The sequence below is a fragment of the Xylella fastidiosa genome (genome assembly GCF_011801475.1).
Lineage (GTDB): Bacteria > Pseudomonadota > Gammaproteobacteria > Xanthomonadales > Xanthomonadaceae > Xylella > Xylella fastidiosa.
Map to the genome: position 1 here is coordinate 463,494 of NZ_CP044352.1, position 25,792 is coordinate 489,285.

Here is a 25,792-nt window from a genome sequence, read left to right on the forward strand (position 1 = left end):
CTGCGGTATCACAGTGCAGTACAGCCGTGCATGGCTGCGTCTGCGTCTGCCGTCGGGGCGGGTGCTTTACTACGCCGCTCCCAGAGTCGATGAGCACGGCGCGCTGTCCTACATGGGCACGCATCCGGTAACGCGCAAATGGACGCGCATCACCACCTACGGCGGCAAGCTGGTCGAGAACATCACCCAAGCCGTCAGCCGCGACGTGTTGGCCGCCTGCATGCCTGCGATTGAAGCCGCCGGATACGCGATTGTTTTAACCGTGCACGACGAAATCATTACCGAAGCCGATGACAACGCCGCTTTCAATGCCGCGCACTTGGCCGCACTCATGGCCACACCGCCCCCCTGGGCACAAGGGTTGCCCTTAGCGGCGGAAGGCTTTGAAACCCACCGGTATAGGAAGCAATGATGACCATTCCCCGTGAGCGGACAATCGAACGTTATTTAGTGGCCCAGGTCAGGGCCAAGGGCGGTGAAATCCGCAAGGTGAAATGGGAGGGCCGCCACGGTGCGCCGGACCGTATCGCCATGCTGCCCAACGGGCGCACCCTGTGGGTGGAACTCAAAGCCCCCGGCCAGCAGTGCACACCGCATCAAGTCCGTGAGCATGAGCGCATGCGCGGCATGGGCCAGCGCGTGGTCGTGGTCGATTCCTTAAAAGGCGTGGATGAGGTGCTGGCGTGACTCAGAAAAACGCTTTGATGATCAGTGCAGCAACGCCCGCCACGAGCACGCCTAGCATCCACTTGAGTAGGAGCATTTCGCCTTTTATCTCAGCAAAGCGCGTATTCACCTGCGCAAAGCCTTCCTTCATATCCGCTTCAAGACGCGCTAATGCCTTGCCGTTTTTAGATTCAGACTCAGCAAGGCCTTTTAAATTTATTTCTAGCACTTCGGCCAAGGCTTCGGCTTCGGCCTCTGCGTGCGCCGCAGGAACCCCTGCCGTTTTCAGCCGGTTCGCAAATTTAAGCGTATCGAACGCTACAGATGTCACACAGTCCCCCGCTTTAGCTCCATGTGGTGGCGAGTATAGCAGCGTGCCTCCCACCCATCCTGAAGTGCTGCACGGAGCATTGGCATGAACCTGCGCCCCTACCAACACACCATCGTTGATTTCATCCTGACGCACCCACGCTGCAATTTGTTTGTGCCCATGGGTTTGGGGAAGACAGTAGCCACGCTGACGGCGTTAGATGTGCTCCTGGTGGTGGAAGACATTGCGCCTATTTTGGTGATTGCTCCGCTGCGCGTTGCGGCCACGACATGGCCGGATGAGGTGGCCAAGTTCCCCCATTTGCGCCATCTGCGGGTGTCCGTGGTCGTGGGTAGTGCGGCGGCACGTCGCCACGCCTTGGAGCAGGAGGCGGATATCTACTGCATTAATTACGACACTCTGAAATGGTTAGTGGAGTTTTACAAGGACCGTTGGCCGTTCCGTATGGTGGTCGCCGATGAGTGCTCCAAGTTGAAAGGGTTCCGGCTGCGGCAAGGAACACGGCGCGCCCGCGCACTGGCCACGCATGTGCATACCAAGGTGGAGCGCTACGTTGGGTTGACCGGCACGCCCGCGCCCAATGGGCTACAGGACCTGTGGGCGCTGATGTGGATGGTGGATCGTGGGGCACGGCTTGGGACGCATTTTAAAGCGTTTATCGATCGCTGGTTCCGTGCGATGCAGATCGGCAGTGATCCGCATGCGGTGCGCTTTGCGCCCACGCCACATGCATCTCAAGAGATTCAAGACAAGATACGCGACCTGTGTTTATCACTTGATCCACAGGCGTACTTCGATTTACGCCAGCCGATTGTCAATACGATTCGCGTTGCGTTGCCAGCACATGCGCAACGTCTGTACAAGGCGATGGAACAAGATATGTTCATCGCCTTGGAATGCGGTGCTGAAGTAGAAGCCTTTAACGCCGCCAGCAAGACAATTAAATGCCTGCAACTGGCCAATGGTGCGCTGTACACCGATGACACACGTCAGGCCTGGGAAGTCGTGCACGATGCGAAATTAGAGGCGCTGCACGACATTATCGAAGAAGCCGCCGGTATGCCGGTGTTGGTGGCGTATCACTTTAAAAGTGATGTCGCACGGTTGCAGCGTGCCTTCCCCAAGGGGCGTGCTTTGGACAAACACCCCGACACGATCCGCGATTGGAATGCGGGGAACATTCCCGTGCTATTTGCCCATCCGGCCAGTGCCGGTCATGGCTTAAATCTGCAAGACGGCGGAAATATTTTGGCCTTCTTCGGCCACTGGTGGGACCTGGAGCAGTACCAGCAGATCATCGAACGCATTGGGCCGACACGTCAGGCGCAAGCCGGACATACGCGGCCTGTATTTATTCACCACATCGTGGCGGCGGGCACGGTGGATGAATTGGTGATGGCCCGCCGTGAATCTAAACGCGAAGTACAGGACCTGCTGCTGGAAGCGGTGAAACGCAGAGAAACAGGCAAACCACTCACATCACAAGGAGCCATGACGCGATGAGCGCCCCATCAAAGCAGACATGTGGCATGCCCCCAGCCGCTGGTTTATGTCTTTCTAGAAGTGAGGTGGCCGAGTTATGCGGTACTCCGCAACGCGCTCGCCAAGCCGCTTTTCTTAGGAAGAACGGCATTCGGCATTATCTGGATGCGCATGACTGGCCTGTCGTGCTGCGTGCTGCAATTGACGCGATGCCGCCTTCTGCGGTGGTTCGGCCTGTGTGGAAGTCTAATAAGGTCGCTTATGGGACGTAAGCCAATCAAAGCAGGCGCGATTCCGAGGTTTCGCGTGCGCCCTCAGAAGTCCGGCGTGGTGTATTACTACTACGATCATGGCGGCAAGCCACGCAAAGAGACGCCACTAGGACGCGACTACGGGTTAGCCATCAAGCGGTGGGCTGAGCTGGAGCATGCGCAGATCACTCCTGCGATTGCGGTGACGTTCCGCCATGTGGCCGAGCGTTACCGCGCTGAGGTGATCCCAACAAAGGCGTATAACACCCAACGCATGCACCACGTATATTTAAACTATCTGTTGCAGTTTTTCGACGATCCCCCCGCGCCGTTTGAGTCAATTAAACCTGTGAATATCCGCCAGTATCTAGATTGGCGGCCTTTTAAGGTAAGCGCTAATCGCGAAGTAGCATTATTTTCGCATCTTTGGAATTGGGCGCGGAGTAAGGGAATTACTGATCTTCCTAACCCTTGTGGGGGTATCCGGCGTAATAAGGAGCGGGGGCGCGACGTGTATATAGATGATACGACGTACCGCGCTGTGTACCAGGCAGCGGACCAAACGCTCAGGGATGCGATGGACCTCGCCTATCTGACGGGGCAGCGTGTGAGTGATGTTGTGTCTATGGATGAGCGCCATATTGTTAATGGCGCTTTGGAGATTTGCCAAGCTAAAACGGGAGTGAAATTGGCGATTGCGATTACGGGTGAATTGGCAGTTTTAATAAAGCGTATTTTTGATCGCAAGCGGGGGATGAAGCTGCGTAGTACACGTTTGATTGTGGATGAAAAAGGCTTGGGGTTGAATTGGAAAAAATTAGCTTACAGGTTTAGGAAAGTACGCGCTGCCGCAGGGATCGCCAAGGAGGTATTTCAATTCCGCGATCTACGCGCCAAAGCGGCGACCGATAAGGCAGATTTGGCGGGCGATATGCGCCAAGCACAAGCACAATTGGGGCATGCGTCGGTGACGATGACGGAACACTATGTACGCAAGCGCAAAGGGGCGAAGGTGACGCCGACGCGGTGAATTGCGGAGCGCTCCCAATATTGCGGAGCGCTCCAAATATTGCGGAGCGAAATAACCATTTTAACGCATTGATTTTAAATGAATTAATATAGATAAATAGTTATTTTGTGGTTGATTATCTCGCAAATGATTTCTCTAATCTGTGGTGTGATTGCGATTGTTCTTCAAAATATGGATAGGTTTTTTTAGCAGAGGGTTTCAATCGTCTGAAATGAGCATGAGTGCGTTCAATTGCGTGGTGTCGGGCTGGCTGTAGTTGCGTGGTTTGATTCTGACTCCTGAGTGATGCACAAAGCTTGTTGTGTTTGTCGTCGCGTCGATGTGCAACATGTGGTAGTGCAGGGCGGTCTGAATCTCTCATCTAAGAAAACGTGATTTCTGGGAGTTCAATGTTCTGCTGACTGTTTGGATAGCCGTTGATCTGTCAGATCTTTGGAGCAGATAGGCTCCAAGGCCGACAAAAAGATGAATCCAGTATCGCGGGCGTTTAAGTCATGCCTCTGGAGAGGGGTCGATCCACGTGCCACAGCTCAATTAGCTGTGTATGGGAGCCGTTGCTGCCACTGGTGGTAGTACGGCTCTACTTGATTCAAAATGCGTAGCTGCCATTAGAAACATTGCGTTTTCTGCTGCGGTTGGTGGGTTGGATTGACGGGTGTTATTTTGGTGCACAGCATTCATGCTGTTAAGTGTAAGTGTTGTTGTTACAACGATCTCTATTTATACGTTTCAGTCGGTGTACGCTGGTGGTGTTTCTTGACGCGAGGCATACATGAAAACATTCGTAGTGGCCGGCTCCAAGGGTGGCGTGGGCAAGACGACTATTGCCACCAATTTGGCGGCGCAGGCGGCGTTGCGTGGGGTGCGTACTGTCCTGGCCGATGCGGATCCGCAGAAATCGTCTACACGCTGGACTGAGCGCCGCGCTGACCTGGATAGTCAGGTGCTGTCAATCAATGCTAATGCTGCCAATGGGTCCCATCGCTGGCGCAACGATTTACCCGCCAATACGGATCTGCTTATTGTTGATGCTCCTGCTGGGATGTTTGCCGATGATCTGGAGGGTTTTCTAGAACATGCTGATGCGGTGATTGTCCCGGTGATGGCTTCGGCATTGGATATTGAGGCAGTGGTGGGTTTCTTGAACACCATGGCTAAGGTTCCACGGGTGCATCAGCGCAAGTTGCCGGTTGGTTTAGTGCTTAACCGTGCTCGATCTCGGACTCAGACCACGCAACAAGCAATGCAGATGCTGGGTGACTGGCCGTATCTGTTGGTTGCGCAATTGCGTGATAGTCAGTTTTATGTGGTGCTGGCTGGTCAGGGGCGTAGCGTGTTCGATTACCGTTCTGCTCAGGCGCGCGAGCATCAGCAGGACTGGAAGCCGCTGTTGCAGTGGCTCCATAAGCTGTAGGTGGATCTGTGGATATAGCACGTCGTGATGCGTGAACTGATCTTGTTGCGTCATGCGCATGCTGAGCCGACTGGTATCGGTCAGACTGATTTTGATCGCTCGCTTTCCCAACAAGGCATGATTGAGGCGGAAGCCGCTGGGCACTGGTTGTGTAAGCAGCATTTGATTCCTGATCGGGTGTTGTGTTCTCCGGCGCGACGTACGCGTGAGACATTGGAGGCAATAGTTGCGGTGCTCGGTGATGTCGAGCAACGCTTAGAGGAGCGCCTCTACGAGGCAACAGTGGGTACTCTGATGGCACTTGCTGATGAGTGCCGTGACGTCGATCGGTTGCTGTTGGTCGGGCATAATCCCAGCATGGAACGGTTGGTCTCGCTGATACACAGCAACAAGACCAGTGATGACGTTGGGATGTCTACTGGCTCGATTGCGTTGCTGACGTTGCCATTGAAGACGGGCATTGAACTGGACACTATCTGTCTGACTGCGCTCTGGTGGCCGTGACGTCATGTCTGCAATGGTATGGATCTCTATTTTGTTTTCCGTGTTACCTGTCTCCTGGGCGACAGCGCAGCAGCGATTGACGCTGGATTCAGTGCATTCTTACTTTGAGTTCGAAGTCCGTACTCGTTTAGGGCAGAGCATTGATGGGGTGTTCCCTCGCTTAGAAGGTGAAGTGGTAATCTTGCCGGAGGGGCGCGAGAAAGTACGGTTGCACCTGTATGCAGGCGATGCGCTCATTCCTGGTAGAACCCATTACACTGATTGGGTCCGTGGAGAGCATTTTTTCGATGTTCAGCATTATCCGACAATCGAGTTTGAATCCCAGCCCTATTCCTCTCGGGTGATCCTGCAAGGAGGCAAAATTAGTGGGAGTTTGACAATTCGTGGTATCAGCCGTGATGAAACCTTGCAGATTCAGCCAGCCGCCTGTGCTCGGCCTGGTTATGATTGCGACCTGGTCGGTACTGGCGTTGTGTTGCGTGAGCGTTATGGCATTGACGGTTGGCGGTTAATACTTGGCAATCGGGTGACCTTCCGTTGGCATGGCCGTTTGATCGAGGGGCCGCCAAGTCATTGAATATATTCATACGTTTGTTGCTGCTAGCAGCTGTTTTGTTGGGCAGTGGTTGCGCTAGCCTGTCGCATGCCCAGTTGGATTATGCTGCGTCGGTCGCCGTGGCTGCGCGCCCGGCTACGCTGGATTGTGACAGGCCCAATCGTTGTGCGTTGGATTCGCCGTTGTACGCGCTTGGGAGCCGAGCGCTGAGTGAATCTACGCCTGTGACACCACTTCACTATGTCACCATCCTCGATAAAGGCGAGAGCGCGTTGGTCGCACGGATCAATTTGATCCGCAGTGCTACCCGCAGTATCGACATGCAGACTTACATTTTTGACAAGGACGATAGTGCCCGGTTGATCATGGATGAGCTATTGACTGCTGCCAGACGTGGTGTTCGAGTTCGTTTACTGATTGACCAGCTTTCGGCGATTTCTGATCTGAATATTCTGGGTGCCTTGGCTGGTGCACACGTTAATTTCCAACTACGTATCTACAACCCGATTTTTGGCAAAGCCAAGCTGAACTATGGTGACTATGTTGCCAGCGTGCTGTGTTGTTTTCGTCGATTTAATCAGCGCATGCACAATAAATTGTTGGTCATTGATGAAATGATCGGCGTGGTCGGCGGGCGTAATTACCAAGATGACTATTATGATTGGGATCTTGAATATAATTTTCGTGACCGTGATGTGCTTGTCGCCGGACCGGCGGTGCTGCAAATGGCAGTTAACTTTGATGCGTTTTGGGCGGCTGAGCGCAGCGTACCGGTAGAGCGCCTCAGGGATGTTGGACGTATGGTGCTGCAGGATGGGGTGCCGATGCTGCCATCAGCTGTCTTCAATCTGTTGGAACGGGTCCAGCGTGTTACTGCTGAGGCCAACGATCCGGACTATGTCAAGCGCACTTTTGTCGATGCGGCCTTGGCTGTGAACAAAGTGCAATATGTTGCTGACCTGCCGCAAAAGCATCGCTATGAGCACAACGCAAATCCGGTTTCCATCGGGCCACGGTTGGATAGTTTGATTTCTAATGCGCGTCATGAGGTGATCTTGCAGACCCCATATCTGGTGTTGTCCAAACCAGCGCTGAACATCTTCCGTCGCCTCAATCGGACTCAGGACAAACCGCGCGTGGTTGTGGTGACCAACAGTTTGGCTGCTACCGATAATCCCATCGTCTATGCCTTATTTTACAAATACAAGCGGCGTAACATGCGTGACCTGGGGTTCGACATTTACGAGTACAAGCCGTTTCCGGAAAATCCGCCAATCGACCTGACGGGCGTTGTTCCGATTGAAGGATGGAACAATGACTCTCTTCAGAGGCGACAGGACCTTTTGGCTGCTGCCAAAGTCTCCGATGATTCAGACAATGCTCGTCAGTTACCTCAGCTTGAAAATAAAGGTCAAGTGGATAGGCGTGTTTTACGTACTGAAACGCGTCCGCCCTTTTGGCGCATTCACACTGTCAATAAACCATTACCTGTGACCCGTCCGGGCGCACGCATGGGCTTGCATGCAAAATCATTGGTGGTTGATCGTAAGGTTGGAGTGATTGGTACCCACAACTTCGATCCGCGCAGTGAGAGTTACAATACTGAAGCTGTTGTGGTGATTGAGGATCCAGCGTTTGCCGGTCTGTTGGCTTCCAGTATTGAGGGTGACATTGCTCCAGGTAATGCGTGGGTCGTGGCACCGCGGAAGAAGTTACCTGGGCTCTATAAGCTCAATTATTCGGTAGGTAAACTGTCTGAGGCATTGCCTGTGCTGGACCTGTGGCCTTGGCGCTATGCAACCAACTATGAATTCAAACCCGGGTTGGATTGTCCAATACCATTGCCACGTCGGGATCCGAATTTCATGCAATGTTATGAACCTGTCGGTGACTTTCCTGAAGTCAATGTTGGTCCAAAGTGGTTGTTGGTGCGGATGCTGATTGCATTCGGTGCTGGGCTGGTGCCTATCTTGTAAGGTGTTGGGTGATTTGCTCTACGATTATTGCCACAAATCGCAAGCGCAACCACCGTGTAGTAGTGTTTCGCATTATTTAATAACGGATTGAAGGTCTCATCACTTTCAAAGCTTCATATATAGGCTCTGGAAGCTAGATTCAGTCGCTGTGTTCGATCAATTTTAAGTGATGTTGCATGATTACATTTTATTGAATAGCTCATTCAATACGCTGAGAAATTGAGGATGAGATCTAAAAAATAAATAAAATCGATTTATGGAATTCTTATTCTTATTGATGTGATTTTTATTTTTTTAGATAAGTATTTTGCATCCCTTTTGTTGTGTCAGTGCATGTTAGCTTGATTTGCTTACTTGAGAAATATAACTCGCCGATCCAAACCAATGGATCCCATAGCGCAGTTCATTTATTCAAAAGATATCTACTCGTCTAACACGGGTTTAATTCGTTTCAATCGTGGGTGTGGTTGTCTGTGGTTTATCCCGAATGCCGTTCCAACAGCACAGCGGCGCGTCTTTGATGTCACTAGCAGCAGCGCAATTAACCGCGGCTACCGCGGTGGCTGTATCGGTATGTTGTGGTCCTGTCTGTGGTGCTGCTTAGCATGTGATGGCTTGTGCGGTGAATGTGCTTGTATTTATGAACAATATTGCTATTAGAAATAGTTATGCTGCACGCCGCATTATGTTAAATGCTTTTAGAAATATTTTACGTATTGCGATAGCCCACTCTGGCGGGGTGGGTGGCTCGTTAGCCGCTTAAATTGACAGCACAACAGACTAGCGCTCAGCACTGCGCTTTACAGTTTTTTCAACGCTTTTATGGGAATGAAAAAGACTTTTTTGGACTTCTATCAGACGACTGATAAGATAGGCTGATTGCTCGATTCCACGCAGCGCGTGCAGTGTTTTATTGCCCCTTTTCTCCGTCTTTATTCTGAATCGGTCGATTTCGGGTACAACCCATTCAGCGCGTGCAAGGCTAGGTTAGTAATATTCCTTTTATCGCGTGCATCTGCTGAGCGAAAATATTTCAATAGGTTGGACTCTTGCATCGTTTCCGCCGCGTTATCGAAGTGGAAAACGTAGGCGGGTGTTAAAGTGCCATAAATACTACATAGCGCGTTTACAAGAAAAACATGAGGAAGGCGGTGTCCGCTTTCATAACCGGAGATAGTTGCAGCTGTAATATGCTTACCTAAACTTTTACTAAGTAATTCTGCTGCCTTGCTTTGAGTCATAGCCGGTACAACAGCTTTACGCGCAGCCGCTAAACGCTCTCCAACCGCTATGGCATAGCTATCTTTCTTTTTCGTAGGCATGGCGCGAAGTGTATGCGAACAACGGCATAACGTGCACATCTCGCTTTAACGGCCAACATATTACAAAGCGCTGCTGAGTATGTAATAACGCTGAAGCTATTTTAAAGACGGTGTGCCATTGGTTGCCGTTTATCTTAAGAACATTACAACGCGCACGACATGAACGCGCCGTAACATTCACATTAATGCAGCAACCTGCTGCGCACCGTGACCTACTGAATAACATGTAGTGGTCGGCTGCTGTTTGCCTTGACTCAAGGAATAAAACATATGCACGACTCTGATAATGATTTTAAGACATCCGGTTAAACGGCTGGCGAAGATGTGGCGCGCGGATGGGACGATTAAGGCTTATGACAATGCTAAGTTTTTTAGTATTGAGCAGCGACCGTTAAATAATCTTCACGATGTCGTAACGCTGTTATCTCAATTAGAACATGATCCGTGTGCCTGTGTGCCTGTGTGCCTGTGTGCCTGTGTGCCTGTGTGCCTGTGTGCCTGTGTGCCTGCGTGCCTGCGTGATGCGGAGATGCGATCGCGACGGCACATGATCCGGACAGCGATAAGAAGCGTAATTACTACAGCGGTTCATTGTGTCGAAACGCCTGCAAATGAATCTCAAGAACGTATTGACACTCTTTTCTGCTTGGTTACCAACAGGGTTGGTGGCATTGGTTATTTTCTGTGAGAAACATAGACACTGTGAACAGATGGACGTAGTACGGCTTAGTTGGTTTCGACTTTGTTTTTCTAAGCGTGGCACACAGTCACTCAGGTTTCAGTCCAGGTGATTTTTGTGCACCAACCCGGATCAGGTATGTTGCTTCACCTATCAGAGGCCATCATGGCTGCGCGCCCAGGTTATTTAAGTGCTGCTTGTTTGATGCAGTTTGGTGCGGTGTGCCGCGTGATAGAAGATCATCGCCGTATCGGGACTTTGACTGTTTGGTGGAGGTGATTCGCCGCGATGCGATCTCATCGCGAATACGATTCGGGGCACTGTCAAGGTGTGTGACACTTTTAGATCCGCTGTGCTCGGCAAGCACACCAGCTGTCCGTGCGCAGGTGTGATGATGGCATCCTAACGCGGTGTTGTTGCAGTAGGACGTTGCTATCTGATTCCTTCTGTCTGATCGGTGTGTGTTCGCGTCACTCCAGACAGTCAGTAGGTAATAGGTGTTCCCACAGATGAGGTGCGTTGCATTGACAGTGTCGATGTTGGTATTGCGGTGGCGTATTTCGTAGGAATGTGGCTGATAGGCGATCTTGGTTGTGTTTGCTGCGTGTGGTTTCCAGCATGATTCAGATTGTTTCGAAACAGTTTTTGATGATGTTCTTGCGGACCTTGTCCGGATGCCAGATTCTTCCGTTCATCGCGATATACACGCCTGACGATAGCGATTGTAGTGCGCCGATTGCGCAGCCGATGTTGAAGTGGGCGTCTGAGCCGTGAAAACGTGCTGGATTTAGTGCACCTGTGATCACGATGGTTTTATTTTGGATTGATTGTAGTCGCTTGCCAGTTTCTACCATTGAATCGGTACCGTGGGTAATCAGCACGTGCTGGCAGGAGTGTGCGGTGATTGTGTTGTGGATCAATTCGCGGTCCGCTTCAACCATGTGCAGTGAGTCCTTGCGCATGATTGGAATCACGTTGAAGCGGAAGGCGATGCCAAGCGCTTCGAGAATCTGGGTAATTTGTGGGTCTCCGACTTGATAGTGTGATTTTTCGTCGAAGTAGATTTTGTCGATCGTGCCACCTGTGGTGACGATCAAAAGGTCTTCCATATGCTGTGGTTCTGTGAGCAGGTGATGAGTAAAAGAGGCGTTATGATAAGCCTTATGCTCCTAAGTTTGATCCAGTACGTGTTTTCATTTGCAAGTGGAGTATCGCCGTCACTGGGTGGTATGACCTGCTTGTTGGTACAGGAGGCTATCAGTAGTGCGTTCAGGTGGTATCGCTGAGTGTGTTATATGTACAGCGTATTGTGCAGGATGTGTCTGTAGGCCAGTTGCTTCGTTAACTGTTTTTATCGTTGTTGTGTCAGTCGCTGTGCGAGATCTGCAACGCGTCGACCAAGTGCGCGTGCCAACAAGGTTTCTTCGTCGGTCGGTTGTGTGTCGTTTGTGGCGTTGGCGACGTGGCTAGCACCGTAAGGTGTGCCGCCGCTACGTGTGTGACTGAGTGCTCGTTCGGTGAATGGGATGCCGACAATCAAGCAGCCGTGGTGCAGCAGCGGTAGGTGCATTGACAATAGCGTGGCTTCTTGACCGCCATGCATGGACCCGGTGGAGGTGAATACCCCTGCAGGCTTGCCGACCAGTGTGCCGTTGGCCCAGTCGGTGCCTAGCGAGTCAAGGAAATATTTTACGGGTGCTGCCATGTTGCCGAAGTGAGTCGGACTTCCGAGTAATAGGCCGGCGCATTCGGTCAAGTCTGTGGGTAGCACGTAGGGTGCGCCATCTTCCGGTACGACGGGCGCAAGTGCTTGGGTGACTGCAGTGACTGGTGGTACGGTGCGCAGCCGGGCGGCCATCCCCGGTACTTCGGCAATGCCGCGTGCGATTTGTCTTGCAAGCCGTGCAACTGAACCGCTATGGCTGTAGTAGAGCACCAGAATATCAGTCATATGGGAACCTTTTTAGAGAGTGAAGAGTATTGAGCAGGCAATGCGTCGTGTACATTGAGCAGCTCTGAGGGGTGTGATGTTGATGCATCGGTATAGGAGGCAAAGCATCAGCGGGTTGATAGTGTCTGTGGGGCAGTATTTAAGTACTTCCTCTCGTAGTGGTCGGTGGTTTCAGTTCTCTTATTTGCGTTGCTGCTGTTGTCCTAACGTTTTGTGAGATTGCATTTTTACCGATTATTTAAAATAGCGAATAGCGAACGAAGTGGACATGAGATTGTTGCTGCATGTGTTGTGATGCGTGGCGACTTGGTGAAAATATTCGATGCGTTTAAACAAGCATTCGACTGCATTACATGCGGGGATGTGCCCTGACGATTGCAGTGTTTCAACCTGATGTTTGAGTGTGGTGTAATACTTTTCTTGGCGGTGCTGGAGTGAAGCGGAAGCAATGGTTCTTCACATGGATCGCCGTCAGCGTGCCATTGATTGGAGTGGATGTGAAGTTACATGCAGAGTATCCTGCAACGCTTGCCTGGGGGCGCTGAGATTCGGTGAATGTTGTGATGAGTAATATATGGAATTTATTATAAAGTCGCTCCTCGACACTGATTTATATAAATTCACGATGATGCAGGCGGTGTTGCATCAATACCCTGGGGCACAGGTGGAGTACAGGTTTAAATGCCGTACGCCTGGTGTGGATCTGGCGCGTTTCATCAACGAAATCTCTCATGAGATTGATGGGCTATGTGGGCTGTGTTTTTCTAAGGAGGAACTGGATTATTTGCGCGGCTTGCGCTTCATGAAGCCAGATTTCGTTGATTTCCTTGGACTGTTTCATTTAGACCGTAAATACCTGCAATTGCGTGCCTCGTCCCAGGTGCCGGGCGAGATTGAATTGGATATTCGTGGCCCATGGTTACATACGATTCTGTTCGAGGTGCCGTTGTTGGCGATTATCAATGAGGTTTGGTTCCGCAATACAAGCGTGTTGAATCTTGATGTGGGTCGTGACCGATTGGATGCCAAGGTACGTTTACTTAAAGACGAGAGTGGTTATGAGGAGTGCAGCATTGCTGACTATGGCACCCGCCGCCGTTACTCGCGGCAGTGGCATGCCGAATTATTGCCGTTGTTGGCGCAAGGTTTAGGGTCGAACTTCGTTGGTACCAGTAACGTTTATTTCGCCAAGCAGTATGGCTATACCCCATTGGGGACGATGGCACACGAGTATCTACAGGCATTTCAGGCATTGGGACCGCGCCTGCGTGATTCCCAGGTGGCAGGGTTGGAAGCCTGGGCGCGTGAGTACCGCGGCGATTTAGGAATTGCGTTGTCGGATGTTGTTGGGTTGGATGCGTTTTTGGGTGACTTTGACTTGTATTTTTGCAAGTTGTTTGACGGAATGCGCCACGACTCCGGAGATCCATTTAAATGGGGGGAGCGCATCATTATGCATCTGGAGTCGCATCGTATCGATCCACGTACCAAGGTGCTGGTATTCAGTGATGGACTTGATATGAATAAGGTCATGCGGTTGTACCAGCACTTCCGTGGCCGTTGTCGCTTGGCGTTTGGCGTAGGGACGAGTTTGACGAATGATCTCGGGCCGACGCCATTGCAGATCGTGATTAAAATGGTCCGTTGCAATGGTCAGCCAGTGGCGAAGCTCAGTGATTCTCCGGGTAAAAGCATGTGCGATGATCCAGGGTACCTGCATTACTTGCGTCAGGTGTTTGGGGTATCTGCCGATGTTTGATTTTTATAGCGGCCGCTGCTTGTGGTTTTAGATCGGATACTGCACTCAATGCTTGATTGACGATCATTGTTTTTTGGCTACGCCGTTGTTGTGGCTGAGTTGTTTTACATTTTTTGCGAATGATTTTGTGATTCACATTACAAAAATGGCGTGTACAACGCGGGTGCATGATCTGATTCGTACGCAATTACTCGCTCATACTACGGAACAATGCCGCGGTAGCCGCGCCCAGTGCGGCACCGACTGCCACCTCGCGGCGGGTATGGCGACCCAGCGCTAGTCGGGACCAACCAACCAGTGCCGTTGCTGCCAATAGGCTGACATCTACTGGCAGTGTGTTGTTTAGTCCTGTGGCCAGAATACCGAAACCGACGTGCAGAGATGGTTTCATCCAGTGCCGTACACTGTGTGCGGCTAATACGAGGGCGATGCCGGCGATTGGGCCGGAGACCACTTGTTTTGGCATGTCCAGCGCCCATAGGCTGAGTGTGGCTATGCCGAGCAGTAGCAGCAATATCGGTAGGAGTTGGGCGCGTTCGTTTGGTTTGGAGGCATCAATATGGCTCCAATATCCACGTTGAACCTGCCATACACTGTAGGCCAAGCCCAGTACCGTCACTAGCAGCATAGTACTGATGACGACGGTTTTTACGTGTGTACTTGTCGGTGTGTTGCTTAGTTTTGTAGCGATTGCGAATGATCCCAGTACGCCAGGATGGCCGAGTATGGAGATGATGCGGGCCAAAAAGATGCGTGTATTCATTGTTCCTTTCGTTGCATCTAGCGTGGATCAATTATCATCAATTTTTTAATAGATAGCATCACAGTAGTGTGGTGTTGCCGAATAGCCGCTTCGGAGAGCATTCCTGTCAGGTGGGCTGTTGTATTTAAAGGTGTGGTGCAATTTATCGTGCTGTTTTTTGGTGAGAATGAATACCGATGCTGTAGAGGCATGATCTTTGCATGATGTGTATTAATAAATTTTGGTCACGTTATCTCTGACTCAGTGCCGCAAGATGTTTCATAGAGGACACGGTTTCATGGATGTGTGTTGGTTCGGTGTGTGAGTGAATAAGAGTTCGATGCGAAATATGCTGTGTCTGGCTAGATGCGTTGTGGGTTGCCAGGGATTTTAGTATGCAGACGATGTGTTTGTGATTGATGTTTTTCAATGGTATGCGCCTAGATGTGTTGTTAATCGGTCTTCCCAAAGTGGCGTGTGCCAAGTCCACATTTTATTTAGATGAGTGGCGGCTGCTGCGGTTGTTTTATTCGATATTCTGAAATGACTGTGGAAACGATGCATTGGGTAAGTGCAGTTGTGTTTTTTTATGTTGCAGGATTGTGAGTTGATTACGTGAGTGCAATTGAATATTGGCCCGTTATGATCTTTGTGGGCACTGTATATGATTCATATGTACCCGTTGCACTCAGAAATTTATAGAGTGAATGTGTTGTTGGGAGGGGCGAGCAGGAACTGCAACTGCCATGAGTGAGCGTAGAGGATGCTGTTGATGAACCTTAGTTCGAGGTTAAGAAATTTGCACGATGAAAAATGTTTGTATATTGATGATGCGTTCAAATCACTCACATTGATCACGATCAGTTTAAGCTGAGTGTGGTATTGGATTGTTCGGCATTGGTTTATATGTAGTGAGCGTATACATTTTTACTTTTAGTATGAGTTTCATGATGCGTTGGCTGTTTTACGCAAAGTCGCTTTATGTATGTGAAAGCAAGGATTTGAATATGCAGTTGCAGTCGAACATTTTTGGAGACGTTCCTTGTGTCCAGCGTATCGTCATTGTTGTATTGATGTATAAAGGCAACGTCTCATAGGGATGCTGTTCATGATGCAGTGAGGTATGTACGTATAGATATATTTGACGTATGGCGAGGCTCTGCATTTATTTGGAGTGGGACGATGACTGCATTAGGTTGGTCCGTATCATGCGGTTTTGACAAATGACGATTTTTTGGAGCCGAGCTGCTCCTCCATTGGTTGAGGAGCATGTTTTGAAGCAGCTTGGTTTGTGCAATGAGGTGGTTGCGTTGGATGGTGGTCCAGTGAATATGCCAAGCAATCGGTGATGTTTGTTAAGTAAAGGGCATTCTGTCACCAACTATAAATGTTCCAATATACGGGTGAAACGATGTTGCGGTCGCCGTCGAGGTGGCCATCCCCATTACGATCGTACAAGTAGTATGCAGGTGCGTGTTTCGGGGTGATCTTGACCATACGTAGCTGTCCGCTTACCCGGAATTCATCCACGCGATCACCGTTTCCCATAATTTTGGTGGTTATTACAGCTCCATGTAGTTTTAAGGGTGCATCGGCGTGTATGTCGCCCTTTGTGCTGCAGCCAGAAAATATGAGTAGGGATAACAAAATCAGGGGTGCGTGTTTCATCGTGGTCGATTTGCTTCTGAAGTCAGTGGTAGGTAAGAGTATGCGTTTTCGATGTCACTGTGGTGTGCAGCGTAGAATGCGCTGATGAGTAAATTAGTTTTAATTGATGGGTCCAGTTACCTTTATCGTGCGTTTCACGCATTGCCGCCGCTCAGTAATGCAGCAGGTGAACCTACCGGTGCGTTGTTCGGTGTGGTCAACATGTTGCGTACTACATTGAAGGAGCGCCCGGACTATGCTGCTTTCGTGATTGATGCTCCAGGAAAGACGTTTCGCGATGCTCTTGATTCCGAATACAAAATGCATCGTCCGCCTATGCCTGATGATTTGCGTATGCAGGTGGAGCCGATGCGTGGGATTGTGCATGCGTTAGGTATCGATATTTTGTGTATCGATGGGGTGGAGGCTGATGATGTGATCGGCACATTAGCTTTAGCTGCCGTTGCTGATGGGATTGCGGTGACAATTTCTACGGGTGATAAGGACTTCGCTCAGTTGGTGCGTCCAGGTGTGGAGTTGGTCAACACAATGACTGGTAGTCGGATGGACTCGGCTATGGCAGTGATCAATAAATTCGGCGTTGCTCCGGATCAGATTATTGATTTTTTGGCGTTGATGGGTGATTCGGTGGATAACGTGCCTGGTGTGGATAAATGCGGGCCGAAGACAGCAGCGAAGTGGTTGGCTGAGTATGGTTCACTGGATGCGGTGATTGCCAATGCGGACAAGATCAAGGGGAAAATTGGTGACAATCTGCGTGTTGTGCTGCCACGACTTTTGTTAAATCGTGCGCTGATTACAATCAAGACTGATGTGGTATTGGAGAAGCGCCCGCAGGATTTGGCGCTGCGTGAGCGTGATACTGAAGCGCTGCGTGATTTTTATCAGCGGTATGGCTTCACACAGGCATTGAAGGAACTCGATGGTGGTAGCGTTGCAGTCACTGTGGCTGAGCAGGAACCTGGGCGTGGGCGAAATGCGGGTTTCCATGTTGCTCCTGATGCATCGGTGGCAATGGAGATTAATCCGGCGTTGTCTGCGTCCGGAGAGTACGAGACGATTTTCACAATTGAGCAGTTGCAGGATTGGATTGTGCGGTTGCGGGTGGCAGGTCAGTTTGCTTTGGACACTGAAACTGACAGTCTGGATCCAATGCAAGCGGTGCTCATTGGCCTGAGTTTTGCGTCAGAAGTAGGATGTGCTGCTTATTTGCCATTTGGTCATGATTACCCTGGTGCGCCGGTGCAGCTTGATCGCGGGCAGGCGCTGGCATTACTGCAACCGCTGCTGGAAGATGCTGCGGTGCGTAAGGTGGGTCAGCATGGCAAATATGATATGCATGTGCTGCGTCGTTACGGTATCGTGCTCGCTGGTTATGCCGATGACACTCTATTAGAAAGTTTTGTACTTACTTCCGGTCATGCGCGTCACGATATGGATACGTTGGCCAGGCGCCACCTCGGTTACGAGACGATGAAGTATGTTGATCTGGTGGGTAAGGGAGCTAAGCAGATTCCTTTTTCGCATGTGGGGGTTCAGGAGGCCACTCAGTACGCTGCTGAGGATGCGGATATCACGTTGCGCTTGCACTGTGTGCTGGCGCCCAAGTTGTTGGCCGAGCCACGTTTGGAGCGGGTCTACCGTGAAATCGAAATGCCACTGGTTGCAGTGTTGGAGCGCATTGAGGCCAATGGTGTGCAGATTGATGCAGAGGAGTTGTATAAGCAGAGTGCTGATTTGTCGCGGCGGATGGTTATTGCGCAGCAAAAGGCGATGGACTTGGCAGGGCGTCACTTCAACTTGGATTCACCGAAACAGTTACAGGTGCTGTTGTTTGATGAGCTGAAGTTGCCAGTCGTGGTGAAGACGCCCAAGGGGCAGCCATCGACTAATGAGGAGGCGTTGGAGGCGATTGTTGATCAGCATGCGTTGCCGCGTGTCATTCTGGAATATCGCAGCTTGGCCAAGCTGCGCAATACCTACACTGAGAAGTTGCCGGAGATGATCCATCCGCACACTGGGCGTGTGCATACCAATTACCATCAGGCCGGTGCTGCTACTGGGAGGTTGTCTTCCTCAGATCCCAATTTGCAGAATATCCCGATTCGTACAGATGATGGTCGCCGTATCCGTCGTGCTTTTGTGGCGCCTTCTGGGCGCAAGTTGATTGCTTGCGATTATTCGCAGATCGAGTTGAGGATCATGGCGCATCTTTCAGGTGATGCGGGGCTTGTTGATGCGTTTGAGTCTGGTGTGGATGTGCATTGTGCTATCGCTGCGGAGGTGTTCGGTCGTGGAATTGATGAGGTGACGCCGAATGAGCGTCGTGCGGCGAAGGCAATCAATTTTGGCTTGATCTACGGGATGAGTGCGTTTGGCTTGGCGCGTCAGCTTGGTATCAGCCGCGGTGAGGCGCAGGATTACATTGCCTTGTATTTCGATCGTTTTTCTGGGGTGCGTGATTTTATGGAAAACACGCGTCAGCAGGCGCGCGATAGAGGGTATGTAGAAACGGTGTTTGGACGCCGTCTGTATTTGAACTCCATTGCCAGCGGTAACCAGACGCAGCGTGCCGGTGCTGAGCGTGCAGCGATCAATGCGCCAATGCAGGGGACTGCGGCCGATATCATCAAGCGTGCCATGGTTGCAGTGGATGGTTGGTTGGGAGTGGGAGGGCATCGGGAGCGTGCGCTGATGATCTTGCAAGTACACGATGAATTAGTGTTTGAGGCGGATGAGGGTTTCGTGCCGACGCTTGTACATGAAGTGTCGGCACGAATGGCTGCGGCAGCGCAGTTGCGTGTGCCGTTGGTTGTCGATGTTGGCGTAGGTCATCACTGGGATGAGGCGCACTGAGTCATGTGTAAGCGTTGTTTACTTGTGATCTATCCATGATCTTGGATGCGGTATGGGGTAATGTTGCCGCTATTTCGCTATTTAATGAGTGATTAATTTATATCTTCACGTGTTATCAATGTATAGGTGTGGTGTGATACGCATCGGCAAGTGCAATGCTTGCCTGTAGGATCTCTCCTAATCCCCTGGAGAAGATCGTTGGAGTAGGGATTCATCCCCAATCCCCGCTTCTGGCCTCGCCGACCTAATCCCCTGGTCAGCGAGGCTTTTTATTTGTTTTTCTCTGAGTTTTTAGCAATGCAGTGGTTTTACGGCATGGCAATGGTGATAGGTCACTGTCCTTGAAGTGTTTCGGGTTTGATGGTGTTGTGTGCATGTTGGGTGGCGTCATCATTACTTTGATGTCGCTTTTGATGTGTTGTGAGTTTCATTGGTGGTTTCTGTTGCAGTGCCAAGCTATGTTGATGTGATTTTTCTGTCGTTTTGGCTGATGCTAAAAATGTTCTGGTCTCTGCTGTAGGTTTGCATGTGATTGTTGGTGTTGCATGATGTGGTAAACCGTCAGGGCTTTTGATTCGCACTGTGTTTGAGGGGAGTCGTTGTGTTGGACACGGTGCTATCTTGTAGGGTCTTCATAGCGTGGTTGGGTTGTTGCAGTGGATTCTTTTCTTAGACTTCTTATTCATGGCGCTTCCGGGCGCATGGGCCAGTCGCTGTTGCGACTGGCCTCAGAAGACCCTTCGTTTCAGGTGACTGCTGCGGTGGTCGGGAATGCACCGCATCGCCATGTGAGCGATGGTGTGCCATTTTTTGCGGCTGCTGAATTGGCAGCTGTGCCGGCGTTTGATGTTGCGATTGATTTCAGTTTGCCACAGGGGTTTTCGTCGTTGCTGGCATTGTGTGTAGCGCGCGCTGTGCCGCTGGTCTCTGGGACGACTGGTCTCGATTCGAGGCAGCATGAGGCTTTGGTCATGGCAGGGGCGCGGATTCCTCTGGTGTGGGGGTCCAATTTCAGTGTGGGTATGGCGGCGTTGGTGAATTTGGTTGAACGTGCCGGTGATGCGTTGTCAGGTTGGGATTGCGACATCGTCGAGTCGCATCACGTCCACAAGCAGGATGCTCCGTCTGGGAGTGCGCTGACGTTAGGTGAGGCGGTTGCCTGCAAGGGGATCGCGCCGCGCTATACAAGCTTGCGTGCCGGCGACATTGTTGGTGACCATCTGGTGCAGTTTACGGGCTTGGGTGAGCGCATTGAGTTAGTACACCGTGCCACCAATCGTGATGTTTTTGCACGTGGTGCGTTGTGCGTAGCCCGGCGTGTGGTGGGGCGTGTGCCTGGGTGTTATCGGGTGCGTGACTTGATTATGTGAGTTGATACTCGGCTTTCAGCTTCCGTGTGTTGTCTGTGTGGTGATGTTGGGCTGGTACGGGGCGATGCTTGCCGTTAGAATACCAGTCTGCCCGAATCTAGTTTCGGACCGGTCTCAACGCCGTGTTCGAGCTTTCCTGCAACCTGATTTCAGGCGGCGGCATCGGTGTCCCAGGCAGCCAGAGCGAGACTCCACCCGTGACAGAACCCGCAATCCTAGTTCTCGAAGACGGTACCGTATTCGAGGGCGATGCTGTAGGCGCTAATGGGCTTTCCGTTGGTGAGGTGGTATTTAACACAGCCCTCACTGGTTATCAGGAGATCCTGACCGATCCTTCGTATGCGTACCAATTGGTCACCCTGACTTATCCGCATATTGGCAATACGGGTTGTACCGATCAGGATGATGAGGCGAATAAGGTATGGGCGGCTGGGCTGATTGTGCGGGATGTGCCGCGTCGTCCAAGCAATTGGCGCAGTCAGATTTCGTTGTCAGATTGGTTGGCCGCACGCGGTGTGGTTGCTATTGCTGGGATCGATACGCGCAAACTGACCCGTATTCTTCGTGAGAAAGGCGCTCAGCATGGTGCGTTGATGGCTGGTGAGATTGATGTTGGCAAGGCTCAGAATGCGGCCCGTCAATTTGCAGGTATCAAAGGTATGGATTTAGCCAAAGTGGTCAGTACCAAACAGGGGTATTCTTGGTACGAAGGCCAGCTTGACTTGGATCGTAACGAATTCAAGCGCGCCGCGCCGCAATATAAGGTTGTGGCCTATGATTACGGTGTGAAGCTCAATATTCTGCGGATGTTGGCGGAGCGTGGTTGTGATCTTACAGTGGTGCCTGCGCAGACTCCGGCTGACGAGGTGTTGGCGCTCTGCCCGGATGGGGTGTTTCTTTCCAATGGCCCAGGTGATCCAGAGCCTTGTGATTATGCCGTTGCGGCGATTAAGACGTTCATCATGCGACGGGTTCCAATCTTCGGTATTTGTTTGGGTCATCAGTTGCTGGCCCAGGCTGTTGGTGCCAGGGTCGTCAAAATGAGCCATGGTCACCATGGTGCGAATCATCCGGTGCAGGACTTGCGCAGCGGGCGGGTAATGATTACGTCGCAGAATCATGGCTTTGCTGTTGACGAGGCAACGTTGCCAAACAATGTCAGGGTGACGCATCGTTCGTTGTTCGACGGGACCAATCAGGGGATTGAGTTGCTTGATGTGCCGGCATTCTCGTTTCAAGGGCATCCGGAGGCTTCCCCTGGTCCGCACGATGTTGATGTGTTGTTTGACAGGTTCATTACAATGATGGCGGCTCAATCCTGACGGTTTTGATGTCCGTCATTAGTGATGTGCTGGTGGTGGTGGGGCGGTGTGCGTATCGGTATTGCCGTTGTCATTGGCGTTACGATGCGATGTGAGATTCGCGTGGCAGTCGATCACGGCGTCATCAATGCTCAGGGGCGGCCAGGATGATTGGGTTGTCTGCTGAGGCGTAACAGGATTGATTTTACTGAGGATTTCATGCCAAAGCGTACTGACCTTCGTACCATACTTATCATCGGTGCTGGCCCGATTGTTATCGGTCAGGCTTGTGAGTTTGACTATTCTGGTGCCCAAGCCTGTAAGGCGTTGCGTGCGGAAGGCTTCCGTGTCGTCTTGGTGAACAGTAACCCGGCGACGATTATGACCGATCCTGATATGGCCGACGCTGTGTATATCGAACCGATTCACTGGCGGACGGTTGAGAAGATCATCACCAAAGAGAAGCCAGATGCGCTGTTGCCAACGATGGGTGGTCAGACGGCTTTGAACTGCGCTTTGGACTTGGCCGATCACGGTGTGCTGGAGAAATATGGTGTCGAGTTGATCGGAGCCAAGCGCGAGGCGATCCGTATGGCTGAGGATCGTGAGTTGTTTCGTGTGGCGATGCAGGAGATCGGCTTGGAGTGTCCGAAGGCCGAAGTGGCTAAAAGTTTGGAGCGAGCTTTGGAGATCCAGGCCAAAGTCGGTTTTCCGACGATCATCCGACCGAGCTTCACCCTGGGCGGTACCGGAGGGGGGATTGCTTACAATCGCCAGGAGTTCGAGGAAATTATCAAGCGCGGTCTGGAGCTTTCCCCAGTACATGAGGTGCTGGTGGAGGAGTCCGTCCTAGGCTGGAAAGAGTTTGAGATGGAGGTGGTTCGTGACGCCTCGGACAATTGCATCATTGTCTGTTCAATCGAGAACTTGGATCCGATGGGGGTACATACCGGGGATTCGATCACGGTTGCTCCGGCGCAGACATTGAGTGATAAGGAGTATCAGCGTTTGCGTGATGCTTCGATTGCGGTACTGCGTAAGATCGGTGTGGATACTGGTGGTTCGAATGTACAGTTTGGTATTGATCCACAGACCGGCCGTGTGGTGGTGATTGAGATGAATCCGCGCGTGTCGCGTTCTTCAGCGTTGGCTTCCAAAGCGACTGGTTTCCCAATCGCTAAGATTGCGGCAAAACTGGCGGTGGGCTACACCCTTGATGAGCTTAAGAACGAGATTACCGGCGGTAAAACGCCTGCTTCGTTTGAGCCATCCATTGATTACGTGGTGACTAAAATCCCGCGTTTTGCTTTCGAGAAGTTTCCGCAAGCGGATGCACGTCTGACTACGCAGATGAAATCTGTGGGTGAGGTGATGGCAATGGGGCGGACCTTTGCAGAGTCGTTGCAGAAGGCGGTGCGTGGGCTGGAGACCGGCAAGGTTGGCTTGGAGCCGACTGGTTTGGATTTGAGCAGCGAAGATGATTTGGTTGTCCTCAAGCGTGAGTTGAAAGCACCGGGGGCCGAGCGGCTATTTTATGTAGCCGATGCATTTCGTGCTGGGTTCGCAGTCGCTGATGTTTACGCGTTGTCTTATATCGACCCATGGTTTTTGGATCAGATTGAGGAGATTGTTGCTGCTGAGGGCCGACTGGTTACCGATGGTCTTGGTTCGATAGATGGGGCACGCTTACGTCAGCTCAAGCGTATAGGTTTCTCTGATGCGCGTATCGCGCAGTTAACCGGCACGAATGAGGTTGCGGTGCGGACGTTGCGCCGTGTGCTCAAGGTCAAGCCGGTATATAAGCGTGTCGATTCTTGCGCTGGTGAGTTTGCCACTGGCACTGCTTACCTGTACTCAACATATGAGGAAGAGTGTGAGGCTGCGCCGAGTGATCGCCGCAAAATTATGATCTTGGGGGGGGGCCGAATCGCATTGGCCAAGGCATTGAGTTTGATTACTGTTGCGTCCATGCCGCTTTGGCGTTACGTGAGGATGGGTTTGAAACCATCATGGTCAACTGTAATCCGGAGACGGTATCTACGGATTACGATACCTCTGACCGCCTTTACTTTGAGCCATTGACGTTAGAGGACGTGTTAGAAATCGTTGAGGTCGAACACCCTGTTGGAGTGATCGTACAGTACGGTGGACAGACTCCTCTGAAGCTGGCTAAAGCGTTGGAAGCCAACGGTGTGCCGGTGATCGGCACCTCTCCGGAATCGATTGACTTGGCCGAGGACCGTGAACGTTTCCAGAGGCTGGTTCAGCAACTTGGTTTGAGGCAGCCGCCAAACTGTACGGCGCGTACCGCTGACGAGGCATTGGTATTGGCCCGTGAGATTGGTTATCCCCTGGTGGTCCGTCCGAGTTATGTGCTTGGTGGCCGTGCGATGGAGATTGTCTACAGTGAGGCCGATTTGGCGCGTTATGTGCGTGATGCGGTGAAGGTATCCAACGATTCGCCCGTGTTGCTTGATCGTTTCCTTGACAATGCGGTTGAGGTCGATGTGGACATCATTGCTGATCCGGAGGGTCAGGTACTGATCGGTGGAGTGATGGAGCACATTGAGGAGGCTGGTGTCCACTCAGGTGACTCCTCATGTTCCTTGCCGCCCTATTCGTTATCGGCCGCGACTCAGGACGATTTACGTCGCCAAGTCATCAGGTTGGCGCAGGCATTGAACGTCATTGGTTTGATGAATACACAGTTTGCGATCCAATCCAATGATGATGGTAGTGACATCGTATATTTGCTGGAAGTCAATCCACGTGCTTCGCGCACCGTGCCGTTCGTCTCTAAAGCGACGGGGGTGCCGCTTGCCAAGATTGCCGCGCGTTGTATGACTGGCAAGACATTGGCCGAGCAAAGTGTGACTTGTGAGGTTGTACCGGCATATTATGCGGTGAAGGAAGCGATCTTTCCGTTTGCTAAACTACAGGGCGTGGACCCGATTCTCGGTCCGGAAATGCGTTCTACAGGTGAAGTGATGGGGGTGGGCCGTAGTTTTGCCGCAGCGTTCGCCCGCGCGCAGGAAGCCGGCGATATCCGTGCCCCGCAACCAGGCAGGGCGTTTGTTTCGGTGCGTGATCCTGATAAAAAGCGTGTGTTGCCAGTTGTCTTGGCCTTGGTGGAGCGCGGCTTCGGTGTGGTTGCTACTGCTGGTACTTATGCTTGGTTGCAGCAGAATGGAGTGGCCTGTGAGGTTGTGAATAAAGTGGCCGAAGGGCGTCCGCACATCGTCGACTTGATTAAGAACGGCGAGATTGTTTACATCATCAATACTACGGAAGGGCGTGCGGCGATTGCCGACTCTTTCTCAATCCGTCGGGAGGCACTGCAACATTGTGTGACCTACTCGACTACTATTGCTGGCGCTAAGGCGTTGGTGAATTCACTCGAGTTCCGCGGTACCGGTCCGGTTTGGTCGCTACAGGAACTCCACAAGGAGCTGCAGGTATGAGACCGCCCATGACTTTGAAAGGTGTGCGTCGTCTTCGTGATGAGCTGGAACATCTGAAATTGGTCAAGCGTCCAGAGATTATCAATGCGATTGCAGAGGCACGTGCGCATGGGGATCTTAAGGAAAATGCTGAATATCACGCTGCGCGTGAACAACAAAGCTTTATTGAAGGTCGCATTAAACAGTTGGAAGGCGAGCTTTCGCATGCTGAAGTGATTGATGTCGCCAAACTCAATGCGGGTACCAAGATCGTGTTTGGTGCCACGGTGACGTTAGCCGATCTTGAGACTGATGAAGAGAGTCGCTATCAGATCGTGGGCGATCTTGAGGCTGACATCAAACAGGGTTTGGTTGCGATTTCCTCGCCGGTGGCCCGTGCGCTGATTGGCAAACAAGAGGGCGATACGATTGTGATTGAGGCGCCTGCTGGCCGACGTGAGTACGAGGTGGTTGCGGTGGAATATATCAGCTGA

General features: G+C 51.6%; 21 protein-coding genes and 1 pseudogene. 16 read left to right on the forward strand and 6 right to left on the reverse strand.

Annotated features, from left to right (window positions below; translation table 11 throughout):
• Positions 1-13 precede the first annotated feature (13 nt).
• Positions 14-412 (forward strand): DNA polymerase family A protein, encoded by a 399-nt coding sequence (locus tag F7G16_RS01980; protein ID WP_014607617.1) that lies wholly within the window; start codon positions 14-16, stop codon positions 410-412.
• The gene (locus F7G16_RS01985; RefSeq protein ID WP_011097620.1) at positions 409-687 is read left to right on the forward strand and encodes a PDDEXK family nuclease; all 279 of its coding nucleotides are present in this window, start codon (positions 409-411) and stop codon (positions 685-687) included. Before F7G16_RS01980 ends, F7G16_RS01985 begins: the two co-directional genes overlap by 4 nt.
• Position 688: 1 nt before the next feature.
• On the opposite strand, the gene F7G16_RS01990 is transcribed toward F7G16_RS01985, so the two are convergent.
• The gene (locus F7G16_RS01990) at positions 689-997 is read right to left on the reverse strand and encodes a hypothetical protein (protein ID WP_011097621.1); all 309 of its coding nucleotides are present in this window, start codon (positions 995-997) and stop codon (positions 689-691) included.
• An 84-nt stretch (positions 998-1,081) separates the two neighbouring features.
• On the opposite strand from F7G16_RS01990, the gene F7G16_RS01995 reads away from it, so the two are divergent.
• The 7 genes from F7G16_RS01995 (at position 1,082) to F7G16_RS02025 (ending at position 8,210) form a co-directional block, all read left to right on the forward strand.
• Positions 1,082-2,500: a DEAD/DEAH box helicase gene (locus F7G16_RS01995; RefSeq protein ID WP_011097622.1), complete on the forward strand. Its 1,419-nt coding sequence runs from the start codon at positions 1,082-1,084 to the stop codon at positions 2,498-2,500.
• Positions 2,497-2,751 (forward strand): DUF4224 domain-containing protein, encoded by a 255-nt coding sequence (locus tag F7G16_RS02000; protein WP_011097623.1) that lies wholly within the window; start codon positions 2,497-2,499, stop codon positions 2,749-2,751. The genes F7G16_RS01995 and F7G16_RS02000 overlap by 4 nt, the downstream gene beginning before the upstream one ends.
• Positions 2,741-3,760 (forward strand): tyrosine-type recombinase/integrase, encoded by a 1,020-nt coding sequence (locus F7G16_RS02005; RefSeq protein ID WP_011097624.1) that lies wholly within the window; start codon positions 2,741-2,743, stop codon positions 3,758-3,760. Before F7G16_RS02000 ends, F7G16_RS02005 begins: the two co-directional genes overlap by 11 nt.
• Positions 3,761-4,532: 772 nt before the next feature.
• Entirely contained in the window at positions 4,533-5,174 is a 642-nt protein-coding gene (locus F7G16_RS02010; RefSeq protein ID WP_011097625.1) for a ParA family protein, read from the forward strand.
• 27 nt (positions 5,175-5,201) lie between these two features.
• Complete coding sequence (locus tag F7G16_RS02015) at positions 5,202-5,678, forward strand: SixA phosphatase family protein (RefSeq protein WP_004089961.1); 477 nt, start codon at positions 5,202-5,204, stop codon at positions 5,676-5,678.
• A 4-nt stretch (positions 5,679-5,682) separates the two neighbouring features.
• The gene (locus tag F7G16_RS02020) at positions 5,683-6,255 is read left to right on the forward strand and encodes a YceI family protein (protein WP_011097627.1); all 573 of its coding nucleotides are present in this window, start codon (positions 5,683-5,685) and stop codon (positions 6,253-6,255) included.
• The gene (locus F7G16_RS02025; protein WP_011097628.1) at positions 6,252-8,210 is read left to right on the forward strand and encodes a phospholipase D family protein; all 1,959 of its coding nucleotides are present in this window, start codon (positions 6,252-6,254) and stop codon (positions 8,208-8,210) included. Before F7G16_RS02020 ends, F7G16_RS02025 begins: the two co-directional genes overlap by 4 nt.
• Before the next feature lie 932 nt (positions 8,211-9,142).
• Here the strand turns inward: F7G16_RS02025 and F7G16_RS02030 are convergent.
• The 3 genes from F7G16_RS02030 to wrbA form a co-directional block, all read right to left on the reverse strand.
• Positions 9,143-9,532 carry a helix-turn-helix domain-containing protein gene (locus F7G16_RS02030; protein ID WP_004089975.1) on the reverse strand — a complete coding sequence of 130 codons (390 nt, stop codon included), beginning with the start codon at positions 9,530-9,532 and terminating at the stop codon, positions 9,143-9,145.
• Between the two features lie 1,302 nt (positions 9,533-10,834).
• Positions 10,835-11,320 (reverse strand): asparaginase domain-containing protein, encoded by a 486-nt coding sequence (locus tag F7G16_RS02035; RefSeq protein ID WP_004089977.1) that lies wholly within the window; start codon positions 11,318-11,320, stop codon positions 10,835-10,837.
• A 242-nt stretch (positions 11,321-11,562) separates the two neighbouring features.
• Positions 11,563-12,162, reverse strand: a complete 600-nt coding sequence (gene wrbA, locus F7G16_RS02040) for an NAD(P)H:quinone oxidoreductase (RefSeq protein ID WP_004089979.1) — start codon at positions 12,160-12,162, stop codon at positions 11,563-11,565.
• Between the two features lie 574 nt (positions 12,163-12,736).
• Here wrbA and pncB point away from each other — a divergent pair.
• Positions 12,737-13,921, forward strand: a complete 1,185-nt coding sequence (gene pncB, locus F7G16_RS02045; protein WP_011097631.1) for a nicotinate phosphoribosyltransferase — start codon at positions 12,737-12,739, stop codon at positions 13,919-13,921.
• A 187-nt stretch (positions 13,922-14,108) separates the two neighbouring features.
• Here the strand turns inward: pncB and F7G16_RS02050 are convergent, their stop codons facing one another.
• Positions 14,109-14,684 (reverse strand): hypothetical protein, encoded by a 576-nt coding sequence (locus F7G16_RS02050; RefSeq protein WP_004089987.1) that lies wholly within the window; start codon positions 14,682-14,684, stop codon positions 14,109-14,111.
• A gap of 1,202 nt (positions 14,685-15,886) precedes the next feature.
• Here F7G16_RS02050 and F7G16_RS12480 point away from each other — a divergent pair.
• Entirely contained in the window at positions 15,887-16,012 is a 126-nt protein-coding gene (locus F7G16_RS12480; protein ID WP_014607619.1) for a hypothetical protein, read from the forward strand.
• A gap of 25 nt (positions 16,013-16,037) precedes the next feature.
• Here the strand turns inward: F7G16_RS12480 and F7G16_RS02060 are convergent, their stop codons facing one another.
• Positions 16,038-16,331 (reverse strand): DUF2782 domain-containing protein, encoded by a 294-nt coding sequence (locus tag F7G16_RS02060; protein WP_004089989.1) that lies wholly within the window; start codon positions 16,329-16,331, stop codon positions 16,038-16,040.
• Between the two features lie 84 nt (positions 16,332-16,415).
• On the opposite strand from F7G16_RS02060, the gene polA reads away from it, so the two are divergent.
• The 5 genes and pseudogenes from polA to greA all read left to right on the forward strand — a co-directional run bounded on the left by polA (position 16,416) and on the right by greA (position 25,792).
• Entirely contained in the window at positions 16,416-19,187 is a 2,772-nt protein-coding gene (gene polA, locus F7G16_RS02065) for a DNA polymerase I (protein ID WP_038232810.1), read from the forward strand.
• 656 nt (positions 19,188-19,843) lie between these two features.
• On the forward strand, positions 19,844-20,557 hold the full coding sequence (locus F7G16_RS02070) for a 4-hydroxy-tetrahydrodipicolinate reductase (protein WP_012337670.1): 714 nt from the start codon (positions 19,844-19,846) through the stop codon (positions 20,555-20,557).
• 197 nt (positions 20,558-20,754) lie between these two features.
• Positions 20,755-21,879 (forward strand): glutamine-hydrolyzing carbamoyl-phosphate synthase small subunit, encoded by a 1,125-nt coding sequence (carA, locus tag F7G16_RS02075; protein WP_038210466.1) that lies wholly within the window; start codon positions 20,755-20,757, stop codon positions 21,877-21,879.
• Between the two features lie 198 nt (positions 21,880-22,077).
• Positions 22,078-25,319, forward strand: a pseudogene (gene carB, locus F7G16_RS02080) (carbamoyl-phosphate synthase large subunit).
• Positions 25,320-25,327: 8 nt separating this feature from the next.
• Positions 25,328-25,792 (forward strand): transcription elongation factor GreA, encoded by a 465-nt coding sequence (greA, locus tag F7G16_RS02085; protein WP_038232812.1) that lies wholly within the window; start codon positions 25,328-25,330, stop codon positions 25,790-25,792.

Coding starts and splice junctions, on each gene's coding strand:
- F7G16_RS12480 (WP_014607619.1), top strand. CDS start 15,887: ATGACGATTTTTTGGAGCCGAGCTGCTCCTCCATTGGTTGAGGAGCAT.
- F7G16_RS01995 (WP_011097622.1), top strand. CDS start 1,082: ATGAACCTGCGCCCCTACCAACACACCATCGTTGATTTCATCCTGACG.
- F7G16_RS02005 (WP_011097624.1), top strand. CDS start 2,741: ATGGGACGTAAGCCAATCAAAGCAGGCGCGATTCCGAGGTTTCGCGTG.
- wrbA (WP_004089979.1), bottom strand. CDS start 12,162: ATGACTGATATTCTGGTGCTCTACTACAGCCATAGCGGTTCAGTTGCA.
- F7G16_RS01985 (WP_011097620.1), top strand. CDS start 409: ATGATGACCATTCCCCGTGAGCGGACAATCGAACGTTATTTAGTGGCC.
- F7G16_RS02060 (WP_004089989.1), bottom strand. CDS start 16,331: ATGAAACACGCACCCCTGATTTTGTTATCCCTACTCATATTTTCTGGC.
- polA (WP_038232810.1), top strand. CDS start 16,416: ATGAGTAAATTAGTTTTAATTGATGGGTCCAGTTACCTTTATCGTGCG.
- F7G16_RS02050 (WP_004089987.1), bottom strand. CDS start 14,684: ATGAATACACGCATCTTTTTGGCCCGCATCATCTCCATACTCGGCCAT.
- F7G16_RS02015 (WP_004089961.1), top strand. CDS start 5,202: ATGCGTGAACTGATCTTGTTGCGTCATGCGCATGCTGAGCCGACTGGT.
- F7G16_RS02020 (WP_011097627.1), top strand. CDS start 5,683: ATGTCTGCAATGGTATGGATCTCTATTTTGTTTTCCGTGTTACCTGTC.
- F7G16_RS02030 (WP_004089975.1), bottom strand. CDS start 9,532: ATGCCTACGAAAAAGAAAGATAGCTATGCCATAGCGGTTGGAGAGCGT.
- F7G16_RS02010 (WP_011097625.1), top strand. CDS start 4,533: ATGAAAACATTCGTAGTGGCCGGCTCCAAGGGTGGCGTGGGCAAGACG.
- F7G16_RS02000 (WP_011097623.1), top strand. CDS start 2,497: ATGAGCGCCCCATCAAAGCAGACATGTGGCATGCCCCCAGCCGCTGGT.
- greA (WP_038232812.1), top strand. CDS start 25,328: ATGACTTTGAAAGGTGTGCGTCGTCTTCGTGATGAGCTGGAACATCTG.
- pncB (WP_011097631.1), top strand. CDS start 12,737: ATGGAATTTATTATAAAGTCGCTCCTCGACACTGATTTATATAAATTC.
- F7G16_RS02035 (WP_004089977.1), bottom strand. CDS start 11,320: ATGGAAGACCTTTTGATCGTCACCACAGGTGGCACGATCGACAAAATC.